The organism is Arthrobacter sp. PM3, from assembly GCF_003352915.1.
Taxonomy (GTDB): Bacteria; Actinomycetota; Actinomycetes; order Actinomycetales; family Micrococcaceae; genus Arthrobacter.
Window position 1 is genome coordinate 2,010,064 of sequence record NZ_CP022314.1, and the last position, 24,390, is coordinate 2,034,453.

Annotated in this window: 17 protein-coding genes; 6 read left to right on the forward strand and 11 right to left on the reverse strand. The window is 67.0% G+C overall.

The window, feature by feature from the left end; translation table 11 throughout:
• Nucleotide 1 precedes the first annotated feature (1 nt).
• The 8 genes from CFN17_RS09365 to CFN17_RS09400 form a co-directional block, all read right to left on the reverse strand.
• Nucleotides 2–1,204, reverse strand: a complete 1,203-nt coding sequence (locus tag CFN17_RS09365) for a Gfo/Idh/MocA family protein (protein ID WP_208751121.1) — start codon at nucleotides 1,202–1,204, stop codon at nucleotides 2–4.
• 8 nt (nucleotides 1,205–1,212) lie between these two features.
• A complete protein-coding gene (locus CFN17_RS09370; protein WP_208751122.1) occupies nucleotides 1,213–2,334 on the reverse strand; it encodes a Gfo/Idh/MocA family protein in 1,122 nt (373 codons plus the stop codon).
• Complete coding sequence (locus CFN17_RS09375; protein ID WP_208751123.1) at nucleotides 2,331–3,086, reverse strand: sugar phosphate isomerase/epimerase; 756 nt, start codon at nucleotides 3,084–3,086, stop codon at nucleotides 2,331–2,333. Before CFN17_RS09375 ends, CFN17_RS09370 begins: the two co-directional genes overlap by 4 nt.
• Before the next feature lie 40 nt (nucleotides 3,087–3,126).
• Nucleotides 3,127–4,020, reverse strand: coding sequence for a carbohydrate ABC transporter permease (locus CFN17_RS09380; RefSeq protein WP_208751124.1), 894 nt, complete (start codon nucleotides 4,018–4,020; stop codon nucleotides 3,127–3,129).
• Entirely contained in the window at nucleotides 4,020–5,012 is a 993-nt protein-coding gene (locus CFN17_RS09385; protein ID WP_208751125.1) for a carbohydrate ABC transporter permease, read from the reverse strand. Before CFN17_RS09385 ends, CFN17_RS09380 begins: the two co-directional genes overlap by 1 nt.
• A gap of 13 nt (nucleotides 5,013–5,025) precedes the next feature.
• A complete protein-coding gene (locus CFN17_RS09390) occupies nucleotides 5,026–6,348 on the reverse strand; it encodes an ABC transporter substrate-binding protein (protein ID WP_208751126.1) in 1,323 nt (440 codons plus the stop codon).
• A gap of 104 nt (nucleotides 6,349–6,452) precedes the next feature.
• Complete coding sequence (locus CFN17_RS09395; RefSeq protein WP_208751127.1) at nucleotides 6,453–7,253, reverse strand: hypothetical protein; 801 nt, start codon at nucleotides 7,251–7,253, stop codon at nucleotides 6,453–6,455.
• Entirely contained in the window at nucleotides 7,250–8,338 is a 1,089-nt protein-coding gene (locus CFN17_RS09400) for a Gfo/Idh/MocA family protein (protein WP_208751128.1), read from the reverse strand. Before CFN17_RS09400 ends, CFN17_RS09395 begins: the two co-directional genes overlap by 4 nt.
• Nucleotides 8,339–8,520: 182 nt before the next feature.
• On the opposite strand from CFN17_RS09400, the gene CFN17_RS09405 reads away from it, so the two are divergent.
• On the forward strand, nucleotides 8,521–9,732 hold the full coding sequence (locus CFN17_RS09405) for an ROK family transcriptional regulator (RefSeq protein ID WP_208751129.1): 1,212 nt from the start codon (nucleotides 8,521–8,523) through the stop codon (nucleotides 9,730–9,732).
• Between the two features lie 122 nt (nucleotides 9,733–9,854).
• A complete protein-coding gene (locus tag CFN17_RS09410) occupies nucleotides 9,855–11,045 on the forward strand; it encodes a CynX/NimT family MFS transporter (RefSeq protein ID WP_208751130.1) in 1,191 nt (396 codons plus the stop codon).
• A 64-nt stretch (nucleotides 11,046–11,109) separates the two neighbouring features.
• Here CFN17_RS09410 and CFN17_RS09415 read toward each other — a convergent pair whose 3' ends face one another.
• Nucleotides 11,110–12,039, reverse strand: coding sequence for a DUF6492 family protein (locus CFN17_RS09415; RefSeq protein WP_208751131.1), 930 nt, complete (start codon nucleotides 12,037–12,039; stop codon nucleotides 11,110–11,112).
• Nucleotides 12,040–12,472: 433 nt separating this feature from the next.
• On the opposite strand from CFN17_RS09415, the gene CFN17_RS09420 reads away from it, so the two are divergent.
• Nucleotides 12,473–15,937 (forward strand): choice-of-anchor D domain-containing protein, encoded by a 3,465-nt coding sequence (locus tag CFN17_RS09420; protein WP_208751132.1) that lies wholly within the window; start codon nucleotides 12,473–12,475, stop codon nucleotides 15,935–15,937.
• Between the two features lie 167 nt (nucleotides 15,938–16,104).
• Here the strand turns inward: CFN17_RS09420 and aceB are convergent, their stop codons facing one another.
• The gene (gene aceB / locus CFN17_RS09425; protein WP_208751133.1) at nucleotides 16,105–17,769 is read right to left on the reverse strand and encodes a malate synthase A; all 1,665 of its coding nucleotides are present in this window, start codon (nucleotides 17,767–17,769) and stop codon (nucleotides 16,105–16,107) included.
• A 246-nt stretch (nucleotides 17,770–18,015) separates the two neighbouring features.
• Nucleotides 18,016–19,359, reverse strand: a complete 1,344-nt coding sequence (gene aceA, locus CFN17_RS09430; protein WP_208751134.1) for an isocitrate lyase — start codon at nucleotides 19,357–19,359, stop codon at nucleotides 18,016–18,018.
• A 183-nt stretch (nucleotides 19,360–19,542) separates the two neighbouring features.
• Here aceA and CFN17_RS09435 point away from each other — a divergent pair, with 183 nt between their 5' ends.
• The 3 genes from CFN17_RS09435 (at nucleotide 19,543) to CFN17_RS09445 (ending at nucleotide 24,346) form a co-directional block, all read left to right on the forward strand.
• A complete protein-coding gene (locus tag CFN17_RS09435; protein WP_208751135.1) occupies nucleotides 19,543–21,027 on the forward strand; it encodes a helix-turn-helix transcriptional regulator in 1,485 nt (494 codons plus the stop codon).
• Between the two features lie 239 nt (nucleotides 21,028–21,266).
• Nucleotides 21,267–23,015, forward strand: a complete 1,749-nt coding sequence (locus CFN17_RS09440; RefSeq protein WP_208751136.1) for a pyruvate dehydrogenase — start codon at nucleotides 21,267–21,269, stop codon at nucleotides 23,013–23,015.
• A 119-nt stretch (nucleotides 23,016–23,134) separates the two neighbouring features.
• Nucleotides 23,135–24,346: a serpin family protein gene (locus CFN17_RS09445; protein WP_208751137.1), complete on the forward strand. Its 1,212-nt coding sequence runs from the start codon at nucleotides 23,135–23,137 to the stop codon at nucleotides 24,344–24,346.
• Nucleotides 24,347–24,390 lie beyond the last annotated feature (44 nt).

Here is a 24,390-nt window from a genome sequence, read left to right on the forward strand (position 1 = left end):
GTCAGGCTCCTTCGACAGCGGTCTGGGTAGTGGGGGCGGAGGGGGTCAGCTGGATGACGGAGCTTTTGGCGGCCGCGCTTTCCTCGACAGCGGCGAGGATCCGCTGGACGCTCAGGCCGTCCTCGAACGACGGCGAGGGCTGGGTGCCGTTCCGGATGGCGGTGAGGAAATCCCGGATTTCGTGGGTGAAGGTGTGTTCCCAGCCAAGGGTATGGCCCTGCGGCCACCACGCCTCGAGGTACGGGTGCTCGGGTTCGTTGACCAGGATCCGGCGGAAGCCCTGTTCCCGGACCGGGACGGTGGCGTCGAGGAAGCCGAGTTCGTTCAGGGCTTCGAGGTCGAACAGAATGGAGCCTTTGTCACCGTAGATCTCCAGCTTGAGCGAGTTCTTCTGCCCGGTGGCCACGCGGGAGACCTCCACCGAGGCGATGGCCCCGGAGGTGAGCGTGAGCGTGGCCCAGGCGGCGTCGTCGACCGTCACTTCTTCCAGCCCGGCGGCGCCGGGGCGGTGCGGGGTGAAGGTGTGCAGCCGGCCGGAGACTTCGGTGACCTGGTCGCCGAGGAGGAACAGGACCTGGTCGATGGCGTGGGAGGCGATGTCGCCCAGGGCTCCGGACCCGGCGGTGTCCTTGTTCAGCCGCCATGTCATGGGCGAGTCGGGGTCCACGAGCCAGTCCTGCAGGTAGGCGGCGCGGACGTGCCGGACGGTCCCGAGCCGGCCCTCGGCGATCAGTTCGCGGGCCAGGGCCAGGGCCGGGACGCGGCGGTAGTTGAAGCCGATCATCGACTGCACGCCTGCGCCCCGGGCGGTGCGGGCGGCGGCGGCCATGGCTTCGGCTTCGGCGAGGGTGTTGGCCAGGGGTTTCTCCACCAGGACGTGCTTGCCGGCGGCCAGGGCCGCGACGGCGATCTCGGCGTGCATCCAGCCGGGGGCGCAGATGTCGACGATGTGGATGTCGTCCCTGGCGATCACCGCGCGCCAGTCCGTGGCGGACTCGGCCCAGCCGTACTTCGCGGCCGCGTCGGCCACGGCGGCCGCGTCCCGGCCGACGAGGACCTTCTGCTCGAAGGCCGGGACGTCGAAGAAACTGGCCACGTTCCGCCACGCGTTCGAGTGGGCCTTGCCCATGAACGCATAGCCGATCATGGCCACGCCCAACGGGGAACCGGCCGGCGGGCCGGGGGTGGTTTCGGAGGAGGTCATGGCTGTTCCTAGAGGGTGGAAGCGGTGGGGTCCCAGTCCTCGGGGAGGGCTGCGGAGGCAGGGGCTGAGCTTTCCACGTCGATGAAGGTGCCGGAATCGATGGATTCGGAGATCGAGACCATGGTGTCCAGGACGTGGTAGGCGAGGTTGCCGGTGGCGCGGTGCGGGACGCCGGCGCGGATGGAACGTGCCATGTCCAGTACGCCCATGCCGCGGCCCTGGCTGGGGCCGGTGGCCGGGATGACGGTCCAGTCCTCGTCGCCGGCGCGCCAGAGCTTGATGTCGCCGTCGAAGTAGTTCGGATCCGGCAGCGAGAGGGTGGCCTCGGTGCCGGTGATCTCCACGAAGCCCATCCGCAGGCGCGGGGACTCGAACGAGAAGACGCTGTGGGAGGATGCGCCGGATTCGAACTGGGCCATGGCGGAGACGTGGGTGGGGACCTCGACGGTGAATTCCTCGCCGGCCTTGGGCCCGGAACCAATCACCCGGACCTCCTTGGCCTTGGACCCGGTGGCGGCCACCTTGCGGACCGACCCGAACGTCTGGACCAAGGCGGTCAGGTAATAAGGGCCCATGTCGAACAGGGGCCCGGCACCGTACTGGAACAGGAACGCGGGGTTGGGGTGCCAGGACTCCGGCCCGGGAGTCTGGAACGTGGTCATGGCGGTCAGCGGGGTGCCGATGTCGCCGCGTTCGATGATCCGCCGCGCGGTCTGCAGCCCGGCGCCCAGGAACGTGTCCGGGGCCGTGCCGAGGCGGATGCCCGCGGCGTCGGCCGTCTTCAGCAGGCCCAGGCCCGATTCGCGGTCCAGGGAGAACGGCTTTTCGGTCCAGACGTGCTTGCCGGCGTTGACGGCGGCCGTGGCCACCTCCACGTGGGCGGCGGGGATGGTCAGGTTGACGATGATCTCGACGTCGGGGTGGTTCAGCGCCTTCTCCACCCCGCCCCATTCCGGGATGCCGTATTCCTTCGCGCGTGCCTCGGCCGCGTCCTCGAAGAGGTCGGCGATGACGTGGACTTTCAGGTCCGGGAAGACGGTGAGGTTGTCCAGGTACTGCTTGCTGATGTTGCCGGCGCCGATGACGGCGACGCCCACCGGCCCGCGGCCGGTTCCCTGCGCGGCGCTCATGCGTTCACGGCCTGGGCGCTGGCGGAACCGGCCTGCAGGTAGGCCAGGGACTGGGTGATGCCGTCAAAGATGTCGCCGGAGTAGTCGTCGAACTCCACGACGCCGACTTCCAGGGAACCGGCCGCGTTGATGACGTCCCACACGGGGATGTTTCCCTGCCCTGCCGGTTGCTGGGCCTTGGTGTCCGTGCTGACAGGGCCGTCCTTGATGTGGATGAACTTGACCCGGTCACCCAGGCGCTGGAGCAACTGCACCGGGTCCTGGCCGCCGACGGCTGCCCAGTACGTGTCCACTTCCAGGACGAGCTCGGGGTCCAGGAGGGTCTCGAAGTATTCCAGCGCTGTCTGGCCGTCGATGCTGGACTCCAGTTCCCAGGCATGGTTGTGGTAGCCGACGCGGATGCCGTACCCGGCGCCCTTCCTGGCGGCGGCGTTCAGCTTCGCGGCCGTGGCCTGGATGTCCTCGGCGGACTGCCAGTGCTCGGCGGGAAGGTAGGGGTCGATGACCGTGCCGATGCCCAGCTCCCGGGCCGCGGCGAAGATCTCATCCTGGTCCGCACTCAGCAGCGGGGCGTGCCCGGACGGGGCGGTGAGCCCGTTCTCCTTCAGGGCCGCACCCAGCTCCTTGGCGGTGGCCACGAAGTTGTACGGCTCAACCTGGGTGAAGCCGATCCCGGCGACCTTTTTGATGGTGCCGGGCAGGTCCTCGGCGATGGCGTTGCGGAGCGTGTACAGCTGGAGCGAGTAAGACATGGGGTTCCTTTACGGGAGTGGGTGGTTCGAGGGTTCGGAGTTAGCGGCCGGCGAGGGATCCGCCGATGCCGCCGACGCTGAAGTACTTGTTGAGGGTGGCGAAGACGATGATGGGCGGGAGCATCATGATCACGGCGAGGGCCATGACCCCGGACCAGTCTGTCTGGTTCTGTTGGAAGAAGGACTGGACGCCCATGGGGAGGGTGAAGATTTCGTTGGAGCGCAGGAAGACGATGGCGACGAGGTAGTCGTTCCAGGCCAGGAGGAAGGCGAAGATCGCGGTGGAGAGCACGCCGGGCAGGCTGTTGCGCAGCACGACTTTGGTGAAGGAGCCGAAGACGGAGCAGCCGTCGATCCAGGCGGCCTCTTCGAGGCTGATCGGGATGGAGTCGAAGTAGGCGGCCATCATCCAGGTCGCTACGGTCATGGTGGAGCCGACGTAGATGATGGTCAGGCCCATGAGGTTGTCCACGAGGCCCATGTTCGCGAAGAGGATGAACAGGGGCACCACGGAGGTGATGATGGGCAGGGACTGCATGACGAACAACAGCAGCGAATAGCCGGAGACGGCCTTGGACCGGCCGCGGGAGAGGACGTAGCCGGCCGGTGCGGCAACGGCCACCGATACCACCACCGTGGCGAGGGTGGTGATGAGGCTGTTCTGCAGCCAGATGGCGGCGAGGGTCTGCGAGAAGACGTTGGAGATGTTCTCGAAGGTCAGGCCGGTGGCGGTGCTGTTGGGCGCGGGGGTCAGGGCGAGGATGACGGTGACCATGATGGGCACCAGGACGATCGCGGTGATGGCCAGGATGGCGGTGAAGCGCCACCAGCGTCCGCGCATGCCGGCGTCGGAGAGGGCCCTGCGGGGTCTGCCGGTCGTGGCGACGCCGAGGGCGGGGCCGGAGTCCGGGTGGGCGTGGAGGACTGTGCTCATTATTCGACGCTCGACTTTCGGATCTGGCGGTACAGGATGACCGAGATGACCACGAGGGTGATGGTCATGAGGAAGGCGATGGCGACGCCGGGCCCGGTGGCGAAGTCCTGGAAGACGGTGCGGTAGGCCAGGACCACCAGCGACGTTGTGGCATTAACCGGCCCGCCGCCGGTGAGCAGGTAGATGGTGGGGAAGTCATTGACGCAGAAGATCGTCATGAGGATCCAGGAGATGTAGGTGGACCGGGCGATCAGTGGCAGGGTGATCTGGCTGAACTGCTGGAACCGGGTGGCGCCGTCCATGCTGGCGGCCTCGTAGACGGTGGTGTCCACGGACGCCAGGGCTGCCGAAGTCATCATCATCATGAAGGGGAAGCTGACCCACACCTTGAACACCATAACGGTGACTTGGGCGAGGGCGGGGTCGGCCAGGAACAGCGGGGTGCCGAGGCCCAGGCTGCGGAAGATGGACGGGATGAGGCTGTCCGGGGTTGCCACGAGCCAGTTCCAGGCGGTGGAGGACACCACGATCGGCACCACCCACGGCAGCAGCAGCAGGACCTTGAACATGCCCCCCGCGGGGATCTTGGTGCGCAGCAGCAGGGCCAGGCCCAGGCCCACGGCCCAAGACCCGAAGACACCGACGATCGTGAACCACAGGGTGAACTGGGCGGCCTTCCAGAATGCCGGAGAGGACAGGACGGTGGCGAAGTTCTCGAGCCCGACGAAGTTCCCGGTCTCCAGCAGGTTGCCGTCGTGGGTGGCCTGGACGCCGGCGTAGACCAGCGGGTAGCCGTGGATGAGGACGAGGAGGATCACCGAGGGGATCAGGAGCCAGAAGAACGTCCGGGTGGCCTGTGCCGAGAGCTTGCTCTTGCGGTTCAGGTTCTTGGGGCTCTGGTCCTTGCGGTTCAGGGACCCGCCCCCGGGCCCGCCGGGGGCCAGGCCCCGGCGGGCCCGGGCCAGGCCGGACTGCGTGGTAGTGGTTGACATGGCCTGTCGCCTGCTACTTCTTCAGAACAGACTCGAGGCCGGACTGGAACGCCTGCAGGGCCGTCTTGGCGTCAGACTTGCCGGTAATGATCGTCTGGCTGAACTGGTTAAGCGCCTGTCCGCCGTCAAGCGCGGCAAGGTTGGCGTTCAGGGTGCTCCCCTGGGAGGCAAACGTCTTGGCGATGGGCTGCCAGTCCTTGACGATCTTGACGTTGTTGGGGTCGTCCGCGAACTCGGGAATCTCAGTAATCGACTTGAAGACCGGCAGCGCGGACATCAGCTTCTTCTGCCACAGCTGCTTGAGCTGGCCCAGGTAGTACACCAGGAACTCTTCGGAAGCGGCCTGGGACGGGGTATTGGTGTACATCATGATGTTGTTCGGGAAGACGATGGTGGCTTTGTCACCGTGCGGGCCGGTCAGCGGATCAGCGACGAGAAGATCTCCCGAGGTGTCGCCCACGCGCTGGGGAACATTTGCCTGGAAGAGGCCGAAACCTGCTTTGCCGTCCTTCCACTGCGCCGACATGTTGTCGGTGGTGTAGCTGACAGCAGCAGGATCGACAATGCCGTTGGACACCAGTTCAAGGACGAACTCCATGGCCTCGACGTTGCGGTCGTTGAGGAGGTCCAGCTCGCCGTTCTTGTTGAAGACGCCGCCGCCGTTGTTGACCATCATCATGATCATTGAGTGGTTGGCGTAGTTGTTTCCTGCGCCAGCGCCGGTGGTAAAGCCGAAGGCGCCGACCTTCTTCAGGGCTTTGCCAGCTTCCAGGAGGGACGGCCAGTCCGTAGGCAGTGCCACGTTGGCCTTTTCGAAGAGCGACTTGCGGTACCAGAAGACGCGCATGTCCAGCTGCCACGGCACGGCCACGTAACCCTTGTCGGACTTGAACGGGTCCAGCACGCCCGGCAGGAAGTCGTCGAACTGGCCGTTCTTCTTGAGCGCGTCAATGACCTTGTCCGCGTACGCGATCTGTCCCTGCTGCTCGAACTGGAACGCCTGGAAGCCGCCGCCGGTAGAGACGGCCGGGCCGGTCTTGGACGCGATGGCGGAGGAGAACGTCTGGTAGAAGTTGTTCCACTGGATGGTCTGGTAGGTGGCCTTGCTGTTGGTGGCCCCGGAAAAGCCTTCCGCGAGCTTCTTGGCGGCGTCGTTGTAGGCGGGGGTGGCCCACGGCATATCCCAGAACTTGATGGTGCCGCTGCCTCCGCCGGCCTGGGAAGCGGAGCCTCCACCGCAGGCGGCCAGGAGCGGTGCGCTGGCAGCGGCAGCGGCGAAGCCCAGGAATCCACGGCGGGAGAATGCGGTGGAGGTTACAGAGGACTTAATCGTCACGATAAATTCCTTTCACGACCGGTCGGCTGTGCGGACCGGTCTTCTCGACAGTGAGTTGATGCGGAAGTTCCTGCTGGTGGTGCTGGTGGTGCTGGTAACGCGGGTCAGTCTTGAAGGTCAGTGACCAGGGCGGTCAGGGCGGCGAAACGGTCAAGATCGGGCAGGGCGGCCCCGGAATCGATGGCCGCGCGAAGCCGCGTCCAGCTGTGCCGGTGGGCTGATTCGAAGATGCTGGGCAGCGTCGTGGCGCCGGCCGCCGTGACCGAGCGGATTTCCGCGGGCCAGGCCGCGGACGCGTCCGGCAGGGTGATGTCGGCCCGGCCGGGCCGGGTGAGGATGGAGACGGCCGCCGTTGCCGGGAGCGCCGAGGTGGTGATCCCGTGCAGGGCCGCGGGGGCGCCGCCGGGGAGCTGGCCGGCCAGGGTGTAGCCGCCGGCGTTGCGCTGGATGATCCGCAGCCCGGTCAGCTGCACGCCGCAGGCCGCCACGGCCCCCAGATGCCGGGTCAGCAGGACCTCGGGGACGGTGCCCGGGGCGGCGTAGGCCACGGAGTCGAGTAGCACGGCGTCGGCCAGGGCGTCGGCGATGACGTTCCGGGCGGCGTCCTGCGAGTCGCCGAGGGCCGGGTTTGGCGCCCAGGTGTGGTCAAGGACGACGGCGGCGCCGGCGCCGGCAGCCGCGGCGGCCAGGACGGCCGGGTCTTCGGCTACCGGATCGAGGACGACGACGCCGCGGACACCGCCGCGGATCGCGTCGGCGGCGCGGACGGTCCAGCCGGCGTGCCCGGCGATGGCGGCGACGTCCGGCGAGCCGGCGGCCGGGGCGAACGAGACGGGAAGCGAGGCCACGACGGCGGCGACGGTGCCGGCCGTCCCGGCGTCGGTCTGGACGAGAAGCGCGGTCATGCCCGGGTCTCCTGGGGGGCCTTTGCCCCGCGGGCGGCGCTGCCGGCGGAAGCGGCGGCAGCGGCGATCGCGAGGGCGAATTCGAGATCATGGATGAGGGTTTCGGCGTCGGGGGCCGTCTCGGTGCCGCGGGCGATGCCGGCGAGCCGGCGCCATTCGCCCTCGTAGCCGTTGTGGCCGTAGGGGCCCAGCACCGTGGTGCTGTGCTGCGTCCGGATCCGGGCCGTCGCCGAACCGGCATGCACGTAGGACGGGGTGAAATCGATGCTGAGGGCGGCGTCGTCGCCAATCGCCTCGAAGGTCCAGGACGGTTCCCACGTGCCGTTCATCGCGGCCCGGAGTTCGATCGTGGTGGCGCCGGCCCGGAGCGAGATGACGTAGCCGAACGGCTCCACGGTTTCGGCGTGGAGGACCGCAACGTCGGCGAAGTCCGGGGTGAACCTGCGGACCAGGGGGAGGTCGTGGATGGCCAGGCCCATGACCCCGCCGGTCAGCATGGCCCTGACAGCCTCGCCGTCGGTGGTGTCCCGCGCCGGCGGGGGAGTGCGGCCCACGATCTCGGTCGCGAAGTCCTCGAAGCGGGGGTTGGGCGGCAGGACGATCGAGGACCGGACGGTGTGGACCTGCGCCGGCAGGGTGCCCCAGGCGGCTTCCGCCGCGAGCCAGCCCGGATCAAAGGTGTGCATGGCGCCGACGATGATCGGCACCCCGGTTTCGGCGGAGACGGCGGAGATCGCGGCGGCTTCCTCGCCGTTCATGGCAAACGGCTTCTCGCACAGGACGGCTTTCTTGCCGGCGCGGCAGGCGGCGATCACCTGAGCGGCATGGAACTGGTGCGGGCTGCAGATCGCCACGATCTCCACCGCGGGATCGGCCAGCAGTTCCTCCATGCTGGTGCCGAAGCGCGCCCCGACCCGGGCAGCCACGGATTCGGCGACCGCCGGATCCACGTCCATGACGTGGCGTACTTCCAGGATGTCCCGCAGCCGGGCAAGCGAGGGCAGGTGGATTGCCTGCGTGACGGGACCCGCCCCCAGGATCCCCACTCCCACCGGTGCGGTCGCCTCGTGTTCTTGGCTGGACAAGTTCGTTCATACTCCTTCGTAGTCCCTGAACCGTCCAGCGACAGCGGGGCTGTTTGGGTCGGTGATGTGGCTCACACCCCAAGCTAGACACACTTTTGTCGAGCGTCAAGCAAAAGTTGAAAACTACGTTTCAATCTTTCCGCAGGGTGACATGCAGAAGAACTTCGTGCTATCACTTACACATGAGTGCACCCACCGGTACCGAGACCGCAGCCCCAGAGGCCGGCGGCAGCCTGTCCCGCGCCGGTGACCTCTTCCAGCTCCTCCGCGACGGCAAGGCCCGGACCCGCGCCGAACTGGCCCTCTCCACGGGTCTGGCCCGGTCGACCGTCGCCTCGCGCATCGACGCGCTGATGCTCTCCGGGCTTGTTGGCCCCGCGGGCGAGGCGAGCTCCAGCGGCGGCAGGCCGCCGTCGCGCTTTGCGTTCAACCCGGCCGCCCGCGTGGTCCTGGCGGTGGACGTCGGGGCCACGCACCTCATCATCGCCGTCACGGACCTCAGCGGAACGGTGCTCGCCGAGCGCCGGCTGGCGCAGGACGTCGCCGCCGGTCCCGTGGTGGTCCTGGACCGTGTCATCGAGGAGGGCCTGAAGCTCCTGGCCGAGGCCGGCCGCGCGACTGCCGACCTGGCCGGCGCCGGGATCGGGCTTCCGGGGCCGGTGGAGCACGCCACCGGCATGCCGGTGAAGCCGCCGATCATGCCCGGCTGGGACGGGTTCGACGTCGTCCGCCACGTCCAGCGGTCCTTCCCGGTTCCGGTCCTGGTGGATAACGACGTGAACATCATGGCGCTGGGCGAGCGTACGGCCCACTGGCCAGAGGACGAGAACTTCCTGTTCATCAAGGTGGCCACCGGCATCGGCGCGGGCATCATCAGCAGCGGCGAGCTCCAGCGCGGGGCCAACGGAACCGCCGGCGACCTCGGCCACGTCCGGGTCCCTCGCGGCGATGACGTGCTGTGCCGGTGCGGGAACTACGGCTGCCTCGAGGCCCTCGCATCGGGGCCCGCCGTCGCCAAGGCCCTGACGCAGCAAGGCCTGCCGGCGCACGACGGCGGAGATGTCCTGCGCCTTGTCGCCGAGGGGAACCTGCAGGCGATCCAGGCGCTGCGGCAGGCCGGCCGCGACCTCGGCGACGTCCTCTCCACGGTGGTCAACCTGCTGAACCCGTCGGTGATCGTGATCGGCGGAAGCCTCGGCCAGGCCGGGGAGCATCTGATGGCCGGGGTCCGGGAAGTGGTCTACCGGCGCTCGCTGCCGCTGGCCACGACCCACTTGCGGATCGGGTTGTCCCGGGCCGGGGACCAGGCGGCCATCCTCGGCGCCAGCCAGATGGTCACCCAGCACGTCCTCTCGCCCGCCGTGATTGAGGCGACCCTGCAGGCCACGGGCTAGGCTGTTCCTGTCGTCTCGGCCTCGCGCCAGCGTCACATTCCCGGGGTGCTGCAGTGGCCCGTGATAGCAATGGGACTGATGAAACCATATTTCTGCCCGGTTCCCGAGCCACGGCCCACCTCATGAGCGACCCCGCCCGGGCACCGCGCGGCTGGCTCCTCATGCTCGCGATCGGGCTTATCGCCCTGAACATGCGCGGCCCGCTCGTGGCCGTGGCCCCGGTGGTCGCGCAGATGCAGGCGGACCTCGGCTTCACGCCGGTGGAACTGGGATTCCTGACCGGCATCCCGGTCCTGTGCTTTGCCCTCGCCGCGCCGCTGGCCTCCCTGGCCGGCCGCAAGCTGGGCCCCGAATTCGCGATCACGCTGACCCTGCTCGGTGTGCTCCTGGGCGTCGTGGTCCGCTCGGCAGGCGGGGGCGCGCTCGTCATGCTGGGCACCGTGATCCTTGGCGTCGCCATCACGATCGGCAACATCGTGGTGCCGCTGATCATCCGCCGCGACTTCACCCCCGGCCGCCAAGGCGCGGCGATGGGCACCTACACCGCGGCGCTGAACATTGGGTCATTCCTGACCTCCATGGTGTCCGCGCCGCTGGCCGAACTGCTGGGTTGGCGGCCCGCGATTGCCGCGAGCGGGCTCTTCGCGGTGTCGGCCGGCGCCGTCTGGGTGATCGCCGTCGGCCGGCGGGCGGCGTTCATTCCGACGGCCGTCCCGGCGGCGGACCCGGGACGCCCGGGAGGCAAGCTCACCTCACGGTGGATCACCGCGGCCCTGACCTTCGGGTTCGCCGGGCAGGCGTTCTCCTACTACGGCGTCACCGCCTGGCTGCCGAGCCTGCTCGCGGACGAACTCGGCATGGCGCCCTCGGCCGCCGGAGCGGGGTCCTCGCTCTTCCAGATCCTGGCAATCGTCGGCGGACTCGGCGTCCCGCTGGCGGCCCGTTTCGCCAGTACGACGGCGGTCGGCCTCACCCTGGGGCTGCTGTGGCTCACCGTGCCCCTGGGCCTGCTGTTCGCGCCGGAACTGTGGTGGCTGTGGTGCTCGCTCGGCGGGGTGGCCCAGGGCGGCGGCATCACGCTGATCTTCCTCGCCATCATCCGGCTGGCCCGGGACCAGGCGTCTGCGGCCCGGATGTCCGCCGTCGTCCAGGGCACCGGGTACTCGTTCGGCGCGGTGGCGCCGACCCTCCTGGGCTACGTGCACGGGGTCACCGGCGCCTGGACCGGGCCGCTGCTGCTGATCCTCGGCTCCGTGGCCGCCTTCATCCTGGGCACCTCGCTCTCGCTGAGCCGCGTGCCCAAACCGCGCTAGGCGAGGATTTCGCCGGGGCCATACTCGACGGCGGCGCCGTCGGCGGGCTCTGGGATCGTAGGTGTCACGCCGACATTGGGTTCTCGTATTCCATGAACCACTCAGCATCCTCATCGGCCGTCAACAGCTCGGTTCCCCACAACTCAACGATGAGGTCCCGCTGCGCACCAGTCAACCGCCGAAGACGCCGACGGTGAAGCCCGAACATCGCAACCCTATCGGCCCGCGCAGACTCAAGTAGCGCCAGAAATTCACTGGACCGGCGCGGGTACTTGGTGAACAGCGTCACAGCCATCTTGTCGCTGTGCTCGTACAGCCCCTCCTTGCCTGTCACAACCAAATAGGCCCAGTAAAGGTAGAACTCCGTAGCCGTAGACAGCTCAACCTCGAGAATGTCTCCAAAAGCCGTACCAGCATGCCTGGACTCAAGGTCCGACATCATCTCCCGAACGGTGCCCGTGTCCATGAGGTAAGGAGTGATGGTAGGCATCGCGGCCCCTGAGAGCCCCGAAGCCCGATCCGCTGCCCCGAACAATCCGAAAGATGCTTCTATCAAGGCACGTTGAGCCTTGGAAGCGGGGCGCCGGATCGTCTTGATCGCGGTCTCGGTAAAGAAATCACTGACTAGGGTGCGGTGTATGAAGTGGTTTTTAGCGTCCAGCACAAGGTAGTAGCGGGAGGCCAGATTGGCCGCCACTACTAGCTTCAGGAGTTGCTGACCGTGCCAGCCCTGCGGGTCGTTATCGGGCAGTAGGTCGATTGCTGGCACATACTCGATCTTCGCCGCCAGCTCGGACGAGATCCTGGTCTCAACGTTGGATCTTAGGAACGCCTCGACCGCAGCATTGTCCTGACCGTTCAAGACAACGATGTACCGGCCAATATTCTCGTGGTCCAGAAGACGGTCCACCGAAATAATCTGAAGGACAGCAAGCCGCGCATCGCCCTCGAACGTCACAGTCACAAGGTCAACATCACTGGGTTCAAGGTGCACCGCCAAAGACTAACAGAGACTTATCCGCCTCTTCCGGGGTACGGCGAGGCGAGGCCTCCTGCAGTCAGCTCGGTGCGGAGACGCCCGACCAAGTAGGCACTCGCGCGCGCCCACGTAGGGGTCAAGTAGTGCCACGGACCGGGCACAGGCAGCCCCCTAAAAGTCGAGTAGGCGCCACTCGGGTGCCCTTGGACCCCCGCTCTTACGCTCCTGAGTACTGGGTTAGTCAAATCAATGTACTGATCAGAAACGGGTCTCAGCCATGCGTGATCAAACAAAACCACGGGGTTTCTACGCCCATTTTCCGGGCCGTCGGCGCCGTCAACGTATGGCTGGGGCGGCTCGCCTCCGGCACCACCGGCCTGGCAAAAGCCCCATAACTTCGTCCCCGCAACGCCTGCGGTCGCGGGGCGCCTGGGCAGCCTCAATAACAATGTCCCTCGCATTCGCAGGGCTGTGCACCAGCGGGATTGCCGCAGCCGACGTGGGCACGATCGCCAACGACTCCCTGCGGACGGGCTGGGATCGCGACGAGACCGTTCTCTCGCCGTCATCTGTGGCATCCTCGAACTTCGGTCGGCTATTCTCCGCCACCGTGGACGGGCAGGTTTACGCCCAGCCGTTGGTGGTCGGGGGCACCGTGGTTGCCGCGACTGAGAACAACGCGGTTTACGGGCTGGACAGCGAGACGGGCGCGGCCAAGTGGACGCGCAAGCTCGGGCCGGCGTGGCCAGCGTCCACCGTGAACTGCGGTGACCTGACGCCCAATATCGGAGTTACTTCCACCCCGGTCTATGACCCGGCATCGAAGAGCATCTTCCTGCTGGCGAAGACGAATGACGGAGCCAGTAAGCAGTTCCCGCACTGGTACATGCACAAACTGGATGTGGCGACCGGCGCGGAGAGGCCAGGGTTCCCCGTCACAATCCAAGGCTCCCCGACAAATGACCCCGGCCGTCCGTTCAACCCAATGACGGCGATGCAGCGCCCGGGGTTGCTGCTCTTGGACGGCGTGGTTTATGCAGGGTTCGCCAGCCACTGCGACTACACCCCCTTCGTCGGCTATGTCGTCGGCGTATCGACAGCCGGCAAGCAGACGACGATGTGGGCGACAGAGTCAGGGAACGCCAACGCGGAGGGCGGCATTTGGCAGTCCGGCGGGGGACTCGTCTCCGACGGCCCCGGTCAGATCCTGCTGGCGACCGGCAACGGCATCTCCCCGAGTCCCGGCCCGGGCTCGAAGCCTCCCACCACCCTGGCCGAGGCTGTGGTCCGGCTCCGGGTGGGCACCGACGGCAACCTGAAGCCAACGGACTTCTTCAGTCCGGCCGACAACGCCAGGCTGAACCGCAACGACGCCGACCTGGGAGCCGGAGCCCCCCTCGCGATTCCCGACGGCTACGGCACAGCGAGGTACCCCCATCTGATGGCGCAAGTCGGCAAAGACGGCCGGGTCTACCTGTTGGACCGGGACAACCTGGGCGGCATGGCGCAGGGGCCCGGTGGTACCGATGCCGTTCTCGACATAGCCGGTCCGTACAACGGGGTGTGGGGCAAGCCTGCGTTCTTTGGGAGCAGTAGCGGCGGCTATATCTACGTCGTAGAGAGCAACGGATACCTTCGGGCGTTCAAGTTGGTGACTAGCGCCGCGGGTAGCGTCAGCCTCGCCGCCGTCGGGACCTCCGCCGGAACATTCGGGTTCAGCTCCGGTTCGCCTGTGGTGACGTCATCCGGCAAAGACGGGTCCTCCGCCCTTGTCTGGGTGGTCTATGTCAGCGGAGGAACGGGCGCGGGTGCGGAACTGCGGGCCTACAAGGCAATCCCGGACAGCACGGGCCAGCTCAAAGAGGTTTTCAGCGCCCCCCTGGGGATCGGCGCCAAGTTCTCCTCGGTGGCAACCGATAAGGGCCGTGTGTACGTCGGCACCCGCGACGGGCACGTGCTCGGGTTCGGCGCCCCAACAACGGCGGCAGTAGGAGCTAAGGACACCGATCTGGGCTACACCAAGGTGGGTACCGCTGCAGCCGGAACCATTACAGTCACCGCATCCCGGACCGTGACGATTAGTTCCATCACCACAGGTGCACCGTTTAAGATTGGAACCTCGCTGACGCTGCCTCGGAAGGTGTCTAAAGGCGGAAGTCTCGCGGTCCCTGTGACGTTCTCGCCCGCAGCAGCCGGACAGGTTGACGGCACGCTGACCGTCAAGACCACGGACGGGGAGACCGTCCTCCTCGGCGTCCACGCCGTTGGTACGAAGGACGGCCTGGGCGCGACCCCGGCCCTGATCCAATACACCGATGTGCCAACGAAGACAACCAGCCGGCAGACGATCAACATCGTCAACACCGGCACAACCGCCGTCAAGCTCACCCGCGTCACCCTCCCAGTCGACGCGGCGCTGAAAGTGGATGCAAGCACGGTGCCGGTCGTGGGCCAGACGATCCAACCCCTCGGCTCAGTGCCGGTGTCCCTGACCTTCAGCCCTACAACGGCTAAGCCGGTGACCGACTCTCTAGCGGTCGTCAGCGACCGCGGCGGGGTGACCGTCAAAATTACCGCGACGGCGATCTCCGGAACAGCGCACCTGGAGGTGCCGCGCACTCTGGACTTTGGCGATGTCCCCGTCGGGACATCGGTTACCCGGGTTTTTCCGATCAAGAACACCGGAAACATCCCGATGACCATAACTAAGGCGAAAGCGCCGCAGGGGGTCTTCTCCACGGCAACTCCCATTTCCGAGGGCTTAAAGGTCCCTGCCGGTGAGACTGCCTACCAGACAGTGACCTTTGCGCCGTCGGCCGTTGGGCAAGCCGGGACGAGCGAGACCTTTTACCTGGTCACCGCCGATGACGGCCAGGCCGCCCAGAAAGTCATGCTCACAGGGAGGGGCACCGACGACCCCATCGCCGCCTACGGGTGGAAGATCAATGCCGGCCGCCCGGGGACGATCCTGGGCCGGATGCTGACCTCCGAGTACCCCGTGGCGGGAGGGAAGTGCCAGGACTACAACGGGGGCATGATCTGCTGGTCAGCCAAGACCGGGGCCCATGCAGTGCTCGGTGAGATCAGCAAACGCTACAGGGCCGCCGGCGGTCCGGCCGGCGTCCTGGGCTTCCCCATTTCCGACCAGAAAGCTTCACCGGACAAAGTAGGCCGTTACAGTGATTTCGCCGGCTCGGGCGGATCTTCGATCTACTACTCCCCGACCACCGGAGCGCACTTTGTTCTGGGCTCGATCCGGTCCAAATGGATGGCACTGGGTGCGGAGACCGGGCCGCTGGGGTATCCGACCACCGATGAGAAGCGCGCGCCCGACGGGAGGGGACGGTACAACCATTTCTCCGGTGCCGGCGGGGCATCGATCTACTGGACGCCAACTACAAAGGCGCACTCGGTGACAGGGGCGGTCCGAACCAAGTGGGCGTCGCTGGGCTGGGAGACGGGCCTGGGCTATCCGACCACCGACACGACGACTTCGGCCGACAAGGTGGGGAAGTACAACCACTTCTCAGGTAAGGATGGAAGCTCGATCTTCTGGTCACCTAAGACCGGCGCGCACTCCGTCATGGGATCAATACGAGCCAAGTGGGCGTCGCTGGGCTGGGAGACAGGTCTGCTGGGTTATCCGATCACGGATGAGAAGCGCGCGCCCGACGGGCGGGGGCGGTACAACCATTTCTCCGGTGCCGGCGGGGCATCGATCTACTGGACGAACCGTACCGGGGCGCACTCGGTGTACGGTGCGATCCGTTCGAAGTGGGCGTCGCTCGGCTGGGAGACGAGTCGGCTGGGGTACCCCACGAGGGACTCGTACACGGTATCCGTCGGCCGGGCAACGGATTTTCAGCGTGGACGGCTGACGTGGCATGCCGCTGCCAGGAAAGTCACCGGGTAGCTGAAGCGCCGGACAACAATTGAGGCCCATGTTTACCGAAAACATGGGCCTCAACCTTCATCCCGACGCCGTTGTCGAGCTGCAGGGTGTTCCGTTGCTGGGCTGCCACCCGGATCTCGGGCTGCCTGTTGCGAAGGGCGGGCAGCCCAGCGGACGGAGTTCTTTCGTTATGCCGCGACGAGCGCGGGGTCCTCGCTGGGGGTGTCGGCGCCGTCGCGCGCTTCATGCAGGAAGCGGTCGTAGGCCGGCAGCGTCAGGAACGCCGGGAACTCGTTGCTGAGCGTGACCTCCTCGAAGATGTCCCGCGCATCGGCGAAACGGTCCCCCTCGAAGCGCTCCAGCTTGGCGAATTCCTCGTCCAGCATGTCCTCCACCCACTCGCGGGTGACCACGTCGCCGTGGTCCGTGATGGCCCGGGAGAAGATCCACTGCCACAGCTGGGAGCGGGAGATCTCCGCTGTGGCGGCGTCCTCCATGAGGTTGTGGATGGCCACCGCGCCGTTGCCGCGCAGCCAGGACTCGATGTAGCGGATGCCCACCTCGATGTTGTTCCGCACGCCCTGCTCGGTGATGGTTCCCGTGGTCGATGAGAGGTCGATCAGGGCCCGGTCATCCGGGGTGACGTCCTCACGGAGGCGCTCGAGCTGGTTCGGATTCTCGCCCAGGACGGCGTCGAACACCTCGCGGCACACCGGAACGAGGTCAGGGTGCGCCACCCACGAGCCGTCAAAACCGTCGCCGGCCTCACGGGTCTTGTCGGCGCGGACCTTCTCGAAGGCGATGGCGTTGGCTTCGGCGTCCTTGCGGTTGGGGACAGCCGCGGCCATGCCGCCGATAGCCATGGCGCCGCGCTTGTGGCAGGCCCGGACCAGCTGTTCGGTGTAGGCGCGCATGAACGGCTGGGTCATGGTGACCTGGCCGCGGTCCGGCAGCACGAACCGGGGTCCGCGGGTGCGGAAGTTCTTGATCAGGGAGAAAATGTAGTCCCAGCGGCCGGCGTTCAGGCCCGCGGCGTGGTCGCGCAGTTCGTAGAGGATTTCTTCCATCTCGAACGCGGCCGTGATGGTCTCGATCAGCACTGTGGCGCGGATGGTGCCCTGCGGGATGTCCAGCAGGTCCTGGGCCAGGATGAAGATGTCGTTCCACAGCCGGGCCTCGAGGTGATTCTCGATCTTCGGCAGGTAGAAGTACGGTCCCTTGCCCTGGGCGATCAGTCGGCGGGCATTGTGGAAGAAGTACAGGCCGAAGTCCACGATCCCGCCGGCGATCGGGGCGCCATCAATGAGCATGTGCTTTTCCGGCAGGTGCCAGCCGCGGGGACGGACCACGATCGTGGGCAGTTCCCCGGCCGGGCGCAGCTTGTACTCCTTGCCTTCGGGGGACGTGAAGTCGATGCGCCGCTCCAGCGCGTCCGTGAGGTTCAGCTGGCCCTGGACCACGTTGCGCCAGGACGGGGTGGAGGAGTCTTCCATGTCGGCGAGCCACACCTTCGCGCCGGAGTTCAGCGCGTTGATGGTCATCTTCTTGTCCACCGGTCCGGTGATCTCGACACGGCGGTCCTCCAGGCCGGGGGCCGGGGGAGCGACGCGCCAGTTCGGGTCGTTGCGCACGGACTCGGTCTCCCGCAGGAACCGCGGGTCCTGGCCCTTGGTGATCTGGTGCCGGCGTTCCCGCCGTGCCTGCAGGAGCTCCTGCCGCCGTCCCGCCGTCGCCTTGTGCAGCTTGGCAACGAACGCCAGCGCATCCGGCGTCAGGACTTCGCTCTGCCGGCAAATCGGCTGAGCAGTCAAGGTAATCCCATTGATGGTGAAGTTGTCGGTGAAGCTGTTCATTTCGGTCTCCTTGGAGAATCAGACGGTTCGACGACGGCCGGCAGGACGGGATTGGGGCCGAAAAAGGCAATCCTCCGCGTGCTATTCCCCATCCCCGCCCTTGGTCCTCGCAGAGCTCGGACGGGCGGGGACAGGGCCCCTTTTACGCACGCTTCCGGATCGCCTTTCCCGGCCCCGGTGCGGTGGCGGCCGTCGTCGTGCCTTCCAGTGAGCGACGTGAACAGCTCACCTTAGGCGGGGAAGTTTCTAGTGGAACTGGCCCTCTTCTGTGGATCCCACGAGAGCCAAAGTGGATGCGTTCGGGTTGAGCGCGGTGGCGATGTCGTCGAAGTAGCCGGTGCCGACTTCGCGCTGGTGCTTGGTCGCGGTGTAGCCGCGGGACTCGGAGGCGAATTCCTTCTCCTGCAGCTCGACGTAGGCGCTCATGCCTTCCCGGGCGTAGCCGTGGGCGAGGTCGAACATCGAGTAGTTCAGGGCGTGGAAGCCGGCCAGGGTGATGAACTGGAACGTGAAGCCCATGGCGCCGAGTTCGCGCTGGAACTTCGCGATCGTGGCGTCGTCCAGGTGCTTGCGCCAGTTGAACGACGGCGAGCAGTTGTAGGAGAGCATCTGGTCCGGGAACTCGGCCTTGACGGATTCGGCGAACTTGCGCGCCAGCTCCAGGTCCGGGGTGCCGGTCTCCATCCAGATGAGGTCGGAGTACGGGGCGTAAGCCTTGGCGCGGGCGATGCACGGCTCGATCCCGTTGCGGACCTTGTAGAAGCCCTCGGCCGTGCGAACCGGCTGTCCGCCTTCGCGGAGGATAAATTCCTGGTCACGCTCGTCGACGTCGGAGGTGATCAGGGTGGCAGCCTCGGCGTCGGTGCGGGCGATGACAACCGTCGGCGTGCCGGCGACGTCCGCGGCGAGGCGGGCGGCGTTCAGGGTGCGGACGTGCTGCTGCGTGGGGATCAGGACCTTGCCGCCGAGGTGGCCACACTTCTTTTCCGAGGCGAGCTGGTCCTCCCAGTGCACGCCCGCGGCGCCGGCCTGGATCATGGATTTCATGAGCTCGTAGGCGTTCAGCGGGCCGCCGAAGCCGGCCTCGGCGTCGGCCACAATCGGGACCAGCCAGTCCTGAACCGTCTGGATGCCCTCGGAGAACTCGATCTGGTCGGCACGGAGCAGCGCGTTGTTGATGCGGCGGACCACGGTGGGAACCGAGTTGGCCGGGTACAGCGACTGGTCCGGGTAGGTGTGGCCGGAGTTGTTGGCGTCCGCGGCGACCTGCCAGCCGGAAAGGTAGATGGCGCGCAGGCCGGCCTTGACCTGCTGCACCGCCTGGTTGCCGGTCAGGGCGCCGAGGGCGTTGGTGTATTTGCCGGTCTTGTGCTCCTCGGTGAGCTGCTTCCACAGCTTTTCGGAACCGCGGCGGGCCAGCGTGTGTTCCTCGGAGACACGGCCGCGGAGCCGGACGACGTCGGCCGCTGAGTAATCGCGGGTGACACCTTCCCAGCGCTGGTTGGCGGCCCACTCGAGCTCCAGTGCGGCGGCCTGCTCTGTTGCGTCCTGGACGGTCGGCTGCTGGGTGGGCTCAAATGCTGCAGTCATCATTGTCTCCTTGGTGGGTCCGGGACTCGTGGTTTCCGGGAGCGGGCCTTGCGTCTCTGCAAATCCCGGCCGGTGATTCCCGGATAGTGAATCTTTCCGTGAGAACTACTTTTCTGCACTTTCCAAGAGGTTTCTAGACCAAATCTATGGAAAGAAATGCGGTTCTTCGCATATTCTCAATAAATGCATGCCGCCAGCTGGAACCGCCAAGTTTCGTCCCTGCCAACACCTGCCGCGCCGGAGGTGGACGTCATCAGCATGGGCCGCCGCGTCCGTCACCTGCGCAAGGCGGCGGGCCTGACGCTCGATGACCTGAGCGCCGCCGTCGGGACCGCCCCGAGCCAGCTGAGCCTGATTGAAAACGGCAAGCGCGAGCCCAAACTCGGCCTGCTCCAGCAGCTCGCCGGGGCCCTGGGCGTCAGCATCGACGAACTGCTCGGCGCGGAGCCGCCCAACCGCCGCGCGGCTCTGGAAATCGAACTGGAACGGTACCAGCGCAGCCCGCTCTACGAGTCGCTGAACCTGCCGAAAATCCGCATCAGCTCGCGGCTTCCGATGGATGTGCTCGAGTCCATGGTGGGGCTGCAGCACGAGCTTGAGCGCCGGCTCAACGAGCAGGTGGCGACGCCGGAGGAAGCCCGCCGCGCGAATGGCGAGTTGCGGGCCATGATGCGGGAGCGGAACAACTACTTCCCGGAGTATGAGGCCGAGGCCCAGAAGGTCCTGGCTTCGGTGGGGCACACCAGCGGACCGCTGTCCCACCACGTCATCGCGGACATCGCCGGGCACCTCGGTTTCAGCCTCCACCACGTGGGGGATCTGCCGCATTCCACCCGGTCGGTGACCGATCTTAAGAACCGCAGAATTTACCTCACGCAGAACCAGCGCACCGATCACGACCCCCGCTCGGTGCTGCTGCAGGCCCTGGGCCACTACGTCCTGGGCCACCAGACACCGTCGAACTACGGCGACTTCCTGATGCAGCGCGTGGCCACGAACTACTTTGCCGCCGCCCTGCTGCTGCCCGAGCAGGCGACCGTGGAGTTCCTGCAGCGGGCCAAGCAGGCCAAGGAAATCGCGGTCGAGGACATCCGGGACGCGTTCGCCGTGTCCTACGAGACCGCTGCCCACCGTTTCACCAACCTCGCCACCCAGCACCTGGACCTCCGCACGCACTTCCAGAAGACCCACAAGAGCGGCATCATCTACAAGGCCTACGAGAACGACGGCGTGACCTTCCCGCAGGACCATACCGGCGCCATCGAGGGCCAGCCGTCGTGCAAGAACTGGACGTCGCGGGTGGTGTTCGACGTCCCGGACAAGTTCAGCGCCTACAACCAGTACACGGACACCCCGGCCGGGACCTACTGGTGCACGGCCCGGACCGAGCGCTCCGCCAACGGGGAGTTCTCGCTCTCCGTGGGCGTGCCGTATGCGCACGTGAAGTGGTTCCGCGGCCGCGACACCACCGAGCGGTCCAAGTCCACCTGCCCGGACGAAAGCTGCTGTCGCCGGCCGCCGGCATCGCTGACCGCCGAATGGGCCGGCAACGCCTGGCCCTCGGCCCGGGCCCACTCGCACCTGCTGGCCGCCATGCCGCCGGGTGCCTTCCCCGGCGTGGACGAGACCGAGGTCTACTCCTTCCTGCAGGCCCACTCCGGCAGCTGACCCACCCCCGACGCTCCCTCACATCGGGTGGGGTATCGCTGGACCCTCCCTCACATCCTGCGTTTTTTGCGGTGACGCTCCCTCAGATCTGGCGGGTTTTTGGGTGACGCTCCCTCACATCGGGGGCTGTTGGTTGTCTTCCGGATCTGAGGGAGCGTCTGTCTGGGGGAGGCTCGGAGGTGAGCGGACTATATTGGCCAGTGTCAGCTCATCGACCCATCTTGCGGGAGCGTGCACCCATGGCCAAGGAACTTGCCACCCAGCTCATCGAACAACTCCGGGCTGCCGGCGTGCAGCGGATCTACGGGATCGTCGGGGACAGCCTCAACCCGATTGTGGACGCCGTCCGGAAGACCGGCGGCTCGCAGCAGGGCGGGATCGACTGGATCCATGTCCGGCATGAGGAGGCGGCCGCATTCGCCGCCGCGGCCGAGGCCCAGCTGACCGGCAAGCTCGCGGTCTGCGCCGGCTCCTGCGGACCCGGCAACCTGCACCTGATCAACGGGCTGTACGACGCCAACCGGTCCGGGGCCCCGGTGCTCGCCATCGCCTCGCACATCCCGAGCAAGCAGATCGGGAGCAGCTTCTTCCAGGAGACCCATCCGGACCGGCTTTTCAATGAATGCTCGGTCTACTCCGAACTCATCAGCACCGCGGAGCAGGCGCCCCGGGTCATGCACAGCGCCATTCAGCACGCCGTCGGGCTCCGGGGCGTCGCCGTCGTGACCCTTCCCGGTGATATCGCCGGCCTGGAGGCGACGGCCCCAACCCCGGCTCCCGCGGGCTTCCGGCCGGCGGCGCTGACCCCGGACCCGGCCAGCGTCCAGGACCTCGCGGACGCCATCAACGCAGCGGAGAAGGTGGCGATCTTTGCCGGGGCCGGCGTTGAGGGTGCGCACGATGAGGTGGTGGCGCTCGCCGGACTGATCGCGGCGCCGATCGGCCACTCGCTGCGCGGCAAGGACTTCATGCAGTACGACAACCCCTATGACATCGGCATGACGGGGCTGCTGGGCTACGGCGCCGCGGCCGAGGGGATCGAGGACGCGGACCTGCTGATCCTGCTGGGCACGGACTTCCCCTATGACCAGTTCCTCCCGGGCACCCGGACCGCCCAGGTGGACCGGGCCGCCGAGAACCTGGGCCGGCGGACCGACGTCGACGTTGCCGTGCATGGCGACGTCCTGCCCACCCTCGCCGCCCTCATGCCGCTGCTGAAGCCCAAGAAGAGCCGCCGCTTCCTCGACGCGATGCTCAAGAAGCACGACCGGCTTATGAATAAGGCCGTGGGCGCCTACACCCGCAAAGTCGGGACCAAACAGCCCATCCACCCGGAATATGCGGCGTCGCTGCTGGACCAGGTGGCGGCGGAAGACGCGATCTTCACCGCCGACACGGGCATGTGCAATGTCTGGACTGCGCGGTACATCAACCCGCTGGGCACGCGGCGGCTGATCGGCTCTTACCTGCACGGCTCCATGGCCAATGCCCTGCCGCACGCGATCGGCGCCCAGCTGGCCTATCCGGGCCGGCAGGTGGTCTCGGTCTCGGGCGACGGCGGCCTGTCCATGCTGCTGGGCGAGCTCATCACGGTAGCCGCGCACCGGCTTCCGGTCAACGTGGTGGTCTTCAACAACTCCACCCTGGGCATGGTGAAACTGGAAATGCTCGTGGACGGGCTCCCGGACTTCGGCGTGGACGTCCCGGACGTCAGGTACGCCGACGTCGCCCGGGCCCTCGGCTTCCATGCGGTGCGCGTGACGGACCCGTCCCGTATCGAGGAGGCCTACCGGGAAGCCTTCGCCCACCCCGGGCCGTCGCTCGTGGAGGTCATCACGGACCCCAAGGCGCTGTCCCTGCCGCCGAAGATCAAGGGCGCGCAGGTCCTTGGCTTCGCCACGGCCATGTCCAAGGTGGTCCTCAACCGCGGCGCCGGCGAGGCCGTCAGCATGGCCCGGAGCAACCTTCGCAACATCCCGCGGCGCTGATCTTTCCCCGGGTTCGCCGGAATGTCTCCGGGTCGCCGTAAGCTTCCTGGCGAACTGGACTCATTCCGGCGAACTGAACGCGCACGAGGCGCCCGGAGCCGGAAAGGAAGGACTACCGCATGGCTGAACTTGTGACGGTCGACGGCGTGGAGCGGGTCGCCGTGGACCGCTCCCGCTACTTCGCCGAGCTGGAGGCGTTCCGCGCCTCCGCCCGGAAGCTCGGGGAGGCGTTGCTGGCCGACGGCGGTGAAGGCTCCGAAAGCCCGGCAGGCAACGTGGTGTGCTCCGCCGGCGGCCTGCTGATCGGCCTGGCCATGCTACGGGCTGGTGCCTCCGGGGAGAGCGCCGCTGAACTGGACCGGGTGCTCGGACTCCCGGACAGGCACCGGGACGAGGCCATGAACGCGCTGTCGGCTGCCCTGGCAAAGTACGACGGCGACCCCGGCAAAGTGAACCCGAAGAAGCCGCCGCGGAAACCCGTCATGCACGCCGCCCAGGGCCTGTTCGTGGAGCAGGACGTACCCACCGGCGTCGGCTACGTGGACATGCTCGCCCGGCACTACGGCACCGGCGTGCATCCCGTGCACTTCGCCGACGCGGCAGCCACCAAGCTGGCCCTGGACGCATGGGTGAACCGGCACACGGGCGGCCGGATCACGGCTGCGCCGGGGGACACTGACCCCGGTACCACGTTCAGCCTCCTCAGCACGCTTTACTTCGCCGCGGCCTGGTGCTGGCCGTTCGATCCGTATGACACCTCGGACCGCACCTTCACGCTCAGCAGCGGGGAGGAGACCGAAGTGCCCACGATGCACCAGGAACTGACGCCGGCCTACGCGGAGGGCCCCGACTGGCGGGCAGTGGACATGCCCTACGCCAAAGGCTTCGTCATGCGGTTGGTACTCCCGGCTCCGGGACACGGGCCGGAGACGATCACCGCGGAGCACCTGGCGGACATCGCCGCGGCCCTGGACAGGGCGGCGGAAGTTTCCACGAAAATCTCCCTGCCCCGGTGGGATCACACGAGCAGTTTCGACCTCCGCAAAGTCCTGGTGGGCCTGGGGCTGGAAACCACGTTCACCACCACCCGGGATTTCGACGCCATCCAGCGCGGGCTCACGATCACCCGGGCCGTGCAGACTGCCAGCATCACGGTCGCGGAGAAGGGGACGGTGGCCGCGGCCGTGACCCGGATCGACGGCATGGCCACCGGTGTGCCGCTGGAGCCGGAGCAGAGGATCGACTTCGACCGGCCGTTCCGCTACGAGATCGTGCACACCGAAACCGGGCTGCCCCTGGTCTCGGGCATCGTGGCCGACCCCCGCCCATGACGCGACGCTCCCTCAGATTCTGCGAACAAAAACCGGACGCTCCC